Consider the following 5,217-nt stretch of genomic DNA (forward strand, 5'->3'; position numbering starts at 1 on the left):
GATCTGTAAGCGTGGAAATGCAGCTTGAGGCTGATGAAACTCTGGTGGACGAGCTGCCCGATTGGTTGCTGAGCAAGCTTGAAGAGATGGGCACGCTGGCTGGGCTGGTCGCACAGGAGGCCAGTTGGCGCGGCGAAGAGCTCGCCGTCACAGCGCGTCAGCTGGAGGCCTTGGAAGAGGCTGAGGCAGATGTACCGCCCGCGGATCTGCTCGCCGGAACACGCAAGGCATGGCTCAAGTATCGCGGCCAGCTGAGCAACTGGAAGGATGGCGCCGAGTTCTTTCCTGACTCGGCGCATCGTCCGGTTCGACCGTAAACATAATCCACACACAAGCAACCCGCCATTGAGCGGGTATTTTTTTGCCCGGAGAAAACAATGAGCGCTACCGAAAAAGACCGCGACATCCTCGCCCGCACACTTTGGGGTGAGGCGCGCGGCGAAGGAACAGCCGGCCAGATCGCCGTAGCCTGGACGATCCGCAACCGCGTGTTCGATGGAAAGGAAAAGTCATGGTGGGGTGAAGGCTACGCCGGCGTCTGCCATAAGCCTTACCAGTTCAGCTGCTGGAACAAGACCGATCCGAACTATCAGTTCCTGATCGGCGTGAAGCAGATCCCGTTCCGCGAGCTGGCTCAATGCCGGATCGCTGCTGACCAGGTAATCGACGGAAAGGTGTCCGATCCCACTGGCGGTGCTACCCACTATTACGCCACCAGCATCAAGGCTCCGGGATGGGCGGCGAAGGCAAAGCAGACGCTTCGTCTGGGCGGCCACGTCTTCTTCAAGGACGTTCCATGATGGCGGTGCCGTGGAAGGTTATTAGCGCGCTGGCGCTCGTCCTCGCCGGCTTCGGCAGCGCATGGCAGTTTCAGGATTGGCGTTACGGCGGGCAACTTGCCGAGCAGGCCAGGCTGAGCGCCGACGACATCAATCAGCTCACTCTTACTGCCGCAACTGCGCAACAGATCCTGCAGGACAAGCGTCTGGCGCTCGAGCGGCGCCTGTCCGCCAGCGAGAAAACTCACTTGGAGAAAATGACCAATGCTCAAAAGAATCAGGATCGCCTGCGCGATCGCCTTGCCACTTCTGACTTGCGGCTGTCAGTCCTCCTCGACGCGGATTCAGCCAGTCGCTGTTTAGTGTCTGCCACCGCCGGCGGCGTGGATCACGCAGCCGTACGCGCCCCGACTTGACCCAGCGCATGCTCAACCAATTATCGCCATCACCGAGGAAGGCGACCTGGGACTGATCGCGCTGGAAGCTTGTCAAGATTTCTTACGGACCATTTCTGAATAGAACTCTAAGTCAAAGTGGAAGAAATTCTCCCCACATGCGTCCGGATTTTCTCCCAAGCTGAAACTGCTTCAGGTGGATCGCCTATTGCCATGTGCATTAATTCAGTTAGGAAGTCTTGGTATTCGGTATTGCTTGAATGGCGCTCACGATATATTTCCTCGCAGCGACGCAGAGTTTCAACTAGTGGTTTTACTAAATGATCTGAATTCTCATGAGCTCCTAATGCATGTGACGGGAAGTCGTAGGGGTTTTCTTCAAGTGACATTAACTTTATTAACATTGTGTAAAGCCTCTCGCACATTGTTCCATGGGTTAGGTCAATTTTGAAAAAATTCAAATGGCGCAACGGCCAATAAATGGCGTGGATAGTAAGCTGTCGGATTTCCGTATCATTGAGTTTCCCCTCGTGGTCACTTTGGATTTGTCGATAAATAATAGCAAGCGCACATAAGTCGGCGTCATACTCCAAGGCTTTTAGCAATTCCGGAGATCTTCCGAGCTCATTCTCGACGTCATTGTGTTTTCTTATTACGTGCATCCATTCATGCGCAATCACCCACTTAAGCATGACCGAAGGTGAAAGCAGTGGATCTATCTGGAGGGTTTTTAATGAAGGTATTATATTCTCTATGTTTGGTATCTCTATATCAAGGCAGTGGTTAATCATTCCGCTACTCAAAACGATTTGCCAATCCATCCCCAACGCTAAAGGGATGTGGTTTATTTCTATCCGAAATTGGGGTGGTGGAGTAGGTGACTGATATTGTAAATTTATTATCGGGATTAGGTTGACTGCTTCTTTGAGTATGTGTTTGGATTGTTCCTTTTTTTGTGTAGTGGCATGTAGCTCTAAATATTCTTCTATGCCTACTTTTTCTGGAGCTATATCGAGTGCTGACATTTTATATCTCTGTCTCAGATTGCTGATGGGCTTCAAACTATCCGAATTCAGTGTAGAGCTTTGTCCCAGCTTACTCACAAATCCCTTTCCGGCACAAACTTCACAGTCTTCAAACTCGCCGAAGCGATCTAGGCAGGCTGGGCAAATGCAGAAGGCCGCCGACTCGATGTGAGGTCGAATCTTTTCAAAGGTGCGCACATCCCGCTCCTCCTGGGCAACCTGCGCCGTGTCTACGAGTGCCCGAAAGGCATCGGCATCAGACAGCGAACTACGCGTGATTCCGCCGATCATTCGCTCAGTCTCGATCAGTTGGTACCGACGCTCCTTCATCTCCAGCACCAAGCCTGAGATTTTCCCAATCTTCCGGGAAAGCCCCAGTGTCAGCCGAACCCCATTTACATCGGAGTAGACCTTCCCGTCGTAAGCGAAGGAAGCACGGCAGGGCTCGTCATTGGCGAAGTTCAATATTGAGCGACTGATAGTGCCCAGCAGGTTGCCTTTGTCGACCTGCACGACGTCATAGATCGAGGCGCCACGGTAGTGCTCGGTCGAATTCTGCAGCTCCTCGACGGTGTGCCAGTACGCCGCGTTAGCCATTTCGTTCATGTCCAATCGCTCAAGCTCATCGATCAAACCCTCATCAAGTAGCGCTGCGGTCATCTCATAGAGCGTTTCACGGTGACCTTCGGGGTTTTGCATGCGGAAGTCTTGGTCGTCGAGATGTGCACGCCATCGCTGGAGCCGGAGGGTTTTCGCTTGGTCGAAATTCATGGTACGGGGTTCGCTGTACAAATGCTGTATGCATGTACAGTAATCGAGGCGCGCCGAGTAGGCGAGGCGGAGGCGACGAACTGTCAGTCGGGAGTCATCAATACAGCCAAGGTCATTTTGATGAATTCTTCGTTTTTGTCGATTGCCCAGAGGGCGCCGCGGACATTCTCGGCGACATCGGCGGATCCGCGCTGCTCGACCCAGTTCGATAGCTCCATGATGGCTGCTTCGAGGGCGAGTTGGTTTTCGTTGATCTTGAAGAGCAGGGAAGGGAGCAGGTCTGAGTTAGGCATTTTGGTTTCCTCCGTGGATGAAACCAGCGTAGCAGGGGAATTGTTAGATCGGCAGAACGCCGGAGAAGGGCAAAGCACTGTAGGAAAATACAGCGCTAAGTTATTGATTCTTATAGGGGGTAACGGCGATTTTTTAACCCGTCGACTTAGGCGTATTTCCGTTATGCATCAATAGGTTGCGCGAGTTTCGTGGTCACCTTGACATGGTGGGGGTCGTTGGTTCGAGTCCAATCGCGCCTACCAAACAAAATCCGCTCTGCTGGGCGGTCTGGAAGGGCTCACCGAAAGGTGAGCCCTTTTTTGTTGTCTGCGATTTGCGCAACGCCTGTTACCGGTCATTTCCGCTTCGCTCTGATCAGCACTCCATTCATTACTGTTTGCGCAAAATGATCAAGCGCCATTTTGGTGCGTTCTTCTTCCATTTCGTTGTGGAAAACACCTGAATATCCAAAGGCTTACAGCTCTTTTTCTCCAACCGGTTATCGAAAAAGCCTTGTTGCATGTTGGGAATTTAAGTAACATCCGTTTCGCGTTCACCACCACGGTTTATGCATTTTTAAATCCCAAGCTTCCATCAGCTGCTTGGGATTTTTTTTGCCTGCGATTTGGCGTTTGGGCGCTTGTCCCTCCCTCACCTCCAAGCGAGGCGCGGTTTTTTCGTCTACTACTGACTGGCCGATTTTCAACTCTTTATAAGGGAGTGCGTCGATGCTGAGTCAGTGGGTCCTTGCCGCTATTCATCTATTCGCGTTTGCCTTGGCTTTCTGGGCGGCGCTGACGCGCGGCACAGCTTTCCGAAAACTCTCGGCGGGCACGGGAGAGGTCAAGCGCGTTCTGCTCGCGGATAACCTTTGGGGGCTTTCAGCTTTGACGCTGCTTATCACCGGAGCAATGCGTGCATTTGGTGGTTACGAGAAAGGCTCTGACTATTACCTGCATCAGCCGCTGTTTCATCTGAAGATGACGCTGTTCTTGCTGATCCTGCTGATGGAGCTGGCACCGATGATCACGCTGATCAAATGGCGCATCGCATCCTCGCGCGGTGTGGCGCTTGATAGTGGACGTGCGAAGTTGTACGCGCGAATCAGTCATGTTGAAGCGCTGCTGCTGATCCTGATGATGGTCGCGGCGACAGGCATGGCGCGTGGCGTGATATTCGCTTAGAAGGCGAAATTCGCCGTGCTCTATCGGAAACGTCCGACAGCCAGCTCCAGGAGTGAAAGGTAATATCGGCGCAAGAAAGGGGGGAGGGGCAATTGAAAGGAGTCAGCATGCTTCAGGCGCCGTGCCCAGCGGGGGTGAAATGCGGATGGCTAAACGGCGCGTGAATCTTTAGCCAGTCTTGCGCGACGGCAATAGGACTGGCTACGTAATGCAAAGTGGCTCAGGGCGTTTGCGGCTTGTCCGGAGCGGTCAGGCCGGCCTGGATGCGTTGGTAAATTTCTTCACGGTGCACTGCCACGTTTTTCGGAGCGTTGATACCGATGCGGACTTGTTGGCCGCTGACTCCGAGGATGGTGATCGTGATGTCATCACCAATGTTTATGCTTTCACCGACTTTGCGGGTGAGTATCAGCATGGTCTTCTCCTTGATTGCTTTGTAGGGCACCTGATTCAGACAGTGCAGAGGTCGGTGGTATCTATAGATTAGTGCGAAGTCTCACGGTTTGGGTGCCTCTTTCTGACGCGCAGAAGCGGCATTAATTCCCAGGGCGTAACTATACAGAGGCTGCAATCATCATTCTCGTTGTTTTGTGCCCATTTTGCGGGGCTCGCGAAGTATTTTTGAATGATAAGATCGCCGCTTTACGAATTCCGAGGGAAGCGTTGTGCGCAAATTGGTTTGGCTGGTAGCGGCACTGGCATTGGCAGGCTGCGGTGAAGGCAAGAATGTAGATGCGCCGAAGCCTGAGACGAAGGTCGCGGCAGCGCCGGCGGCCGCCGCGCCACAGTG

5 protein-coding genes and 3 pseudogenes are annotated in these 5,217 nt (G+C 53.1%); 5 read left to right on the top strand and 3 right to left on the bottom strand.

The window, feature by feature from the left end:
* The 3 genes and pseudogenes from OQK_RS30545 to OQK_RS20485 form a co-directional block, all read left to right on the top strand.
* A pseudogene (locus OQK_RS30545) lies at positions 1-317 on the top strand (hypothetical protein); the annotation flags it as partial.
* A gap of 60 nt (positions 318-377) precedes the next feature.
* On the top strand, positions 378-800 hold the full coding sequence (locus OQK_RS20480) for a cell wall hydrolase (protein WP_016774029.1): 423 nt from the start codon (positions 378-380) through the stop codon (positions 798-800).
* Positions 800-1,298 (top strand): annotated as a pseudogene (locus OQK_RS20485) (lysis system i-spanin subunit Rz). Before OQK_RS20480 ends, OQK_RS20485 begins: the two are co-directional and overlap by 1 nt.
* Positions 1,299-1,302: 4 nt before the next feature.
* On the opposite strand, the gene OQK_RS31520 reads toward OQK_RS20485, so the two are convergent.
* Together OQK_RS31520 and OQK_RS20495 are read right to left on the bottom strand one after the other, a co-directional pair.
* Positions 1,303-2,898 (bottom strand): hypothetical protein, encoded by a 1,596-nt coding sequence (locus tag OQK_RS31520; protein ID WP_238537233.1) that lies wholly within the window; start codon positions 2,896-2,898, stop codon positions 1,303-1,305.
* Between the two features lie 155 nt (positions 2,899-3,053).
* Positions 3,054-3,263: a hypothetical protein gene (locus tag OQK_RS20495; RefSeq protein WP_016774031.1), complete on the bottom strand. Its 210-nt coding sequence runs from the start codon at positions 3,261-3,263 to the stop codon at positions 3,054-3,056.
* Positions 3,264-3,971: 708 nt separating this feature from the next.
* Between OQK_RS20495 and OQK_RS20505 the strand changes: the two genes are divergently transcribed.
* A complete protein-coding gene (locus tag OQK_RS20505; protein WP_016774032.1) occupies positions 3,972-4,427 on the top strand; it encodes a DUF2214 family protein in 456 nt (151 codons plus the stop codon).
* 220 nt (positions 4,428-4,647) lie between these two features.
* On the opposite strand, the gene csrA is transcribed toward OQK_RS20505, so the two are convergent.
* Entirely contained in the window at positions 4,648-4,842 is a 195-nt protein-coding gene (gene csrA / locus OQK_RS20510) for a carbon storage regulator CsrA (RefSeq protein ID WP_003179932.1), read from the bottom strand.
* A gap of 250 nt (positions 4,843-5,092) precedes the next feature.
* Here csrA and OQK_RS31525 point away from each other — a divergent pair.
* A pseudogene (locus OQK_RS31525) lies at positions 5,093-5,217 on the top strand (SPOR domain-containing protein); the annotation flags it as partial.

The organism is Pseudomonas sp. R62, assembly GCF_000257605.1.
Classification (GTDB): Bacteria; Pseudomonadota; Gammaproteobacteria; order Pseudomonadales; family Pseudomonadaceae; genus Aquipseudomonas; species Aquipseudomonas atacamensis.

What these genes read in the sequence shown, in the direction of transcription:
- csrA (WP_003179932.1), bottom strand. Translation starts at nt 4,842, where the DNA reads ATGCTGATACTCACCCGCAAAGTCGGTGAAAGCATAAACATTGGTGAT.
- OQK_RS20480 (WP_016774029.1), top strand. Translation starts at nt 378, where the DNA reads ATGAGCGCTACCGAAAAAGACCGCGACATCCTCGCCCGCACACTTTGG.
- OQK_RS20505 (WP_016774032.1), top strand. Translation starts at nt 3,972, where the DNA reads ATGCTGAGTCAGTGGGTCCTTGCCGCTATTCATCTATTCGCGTTTGCC.
- OQK_RS20495 (WP_016774031.1), bottom strand. Translation starts at nt 3,263, where the DNA reads ATGCCTAACTCAGACCTGCTCCCTTCCCTGCTCTTCAAGATCAACGAA.
- OQK_RS31520 (WP_238537233.1), bottom strand. Translation starts at nt 2,898, where the DNA reads ATGCAAAACCCCGAAGGTCACCGTGAAACGCTCTATGAGATGACCGCA.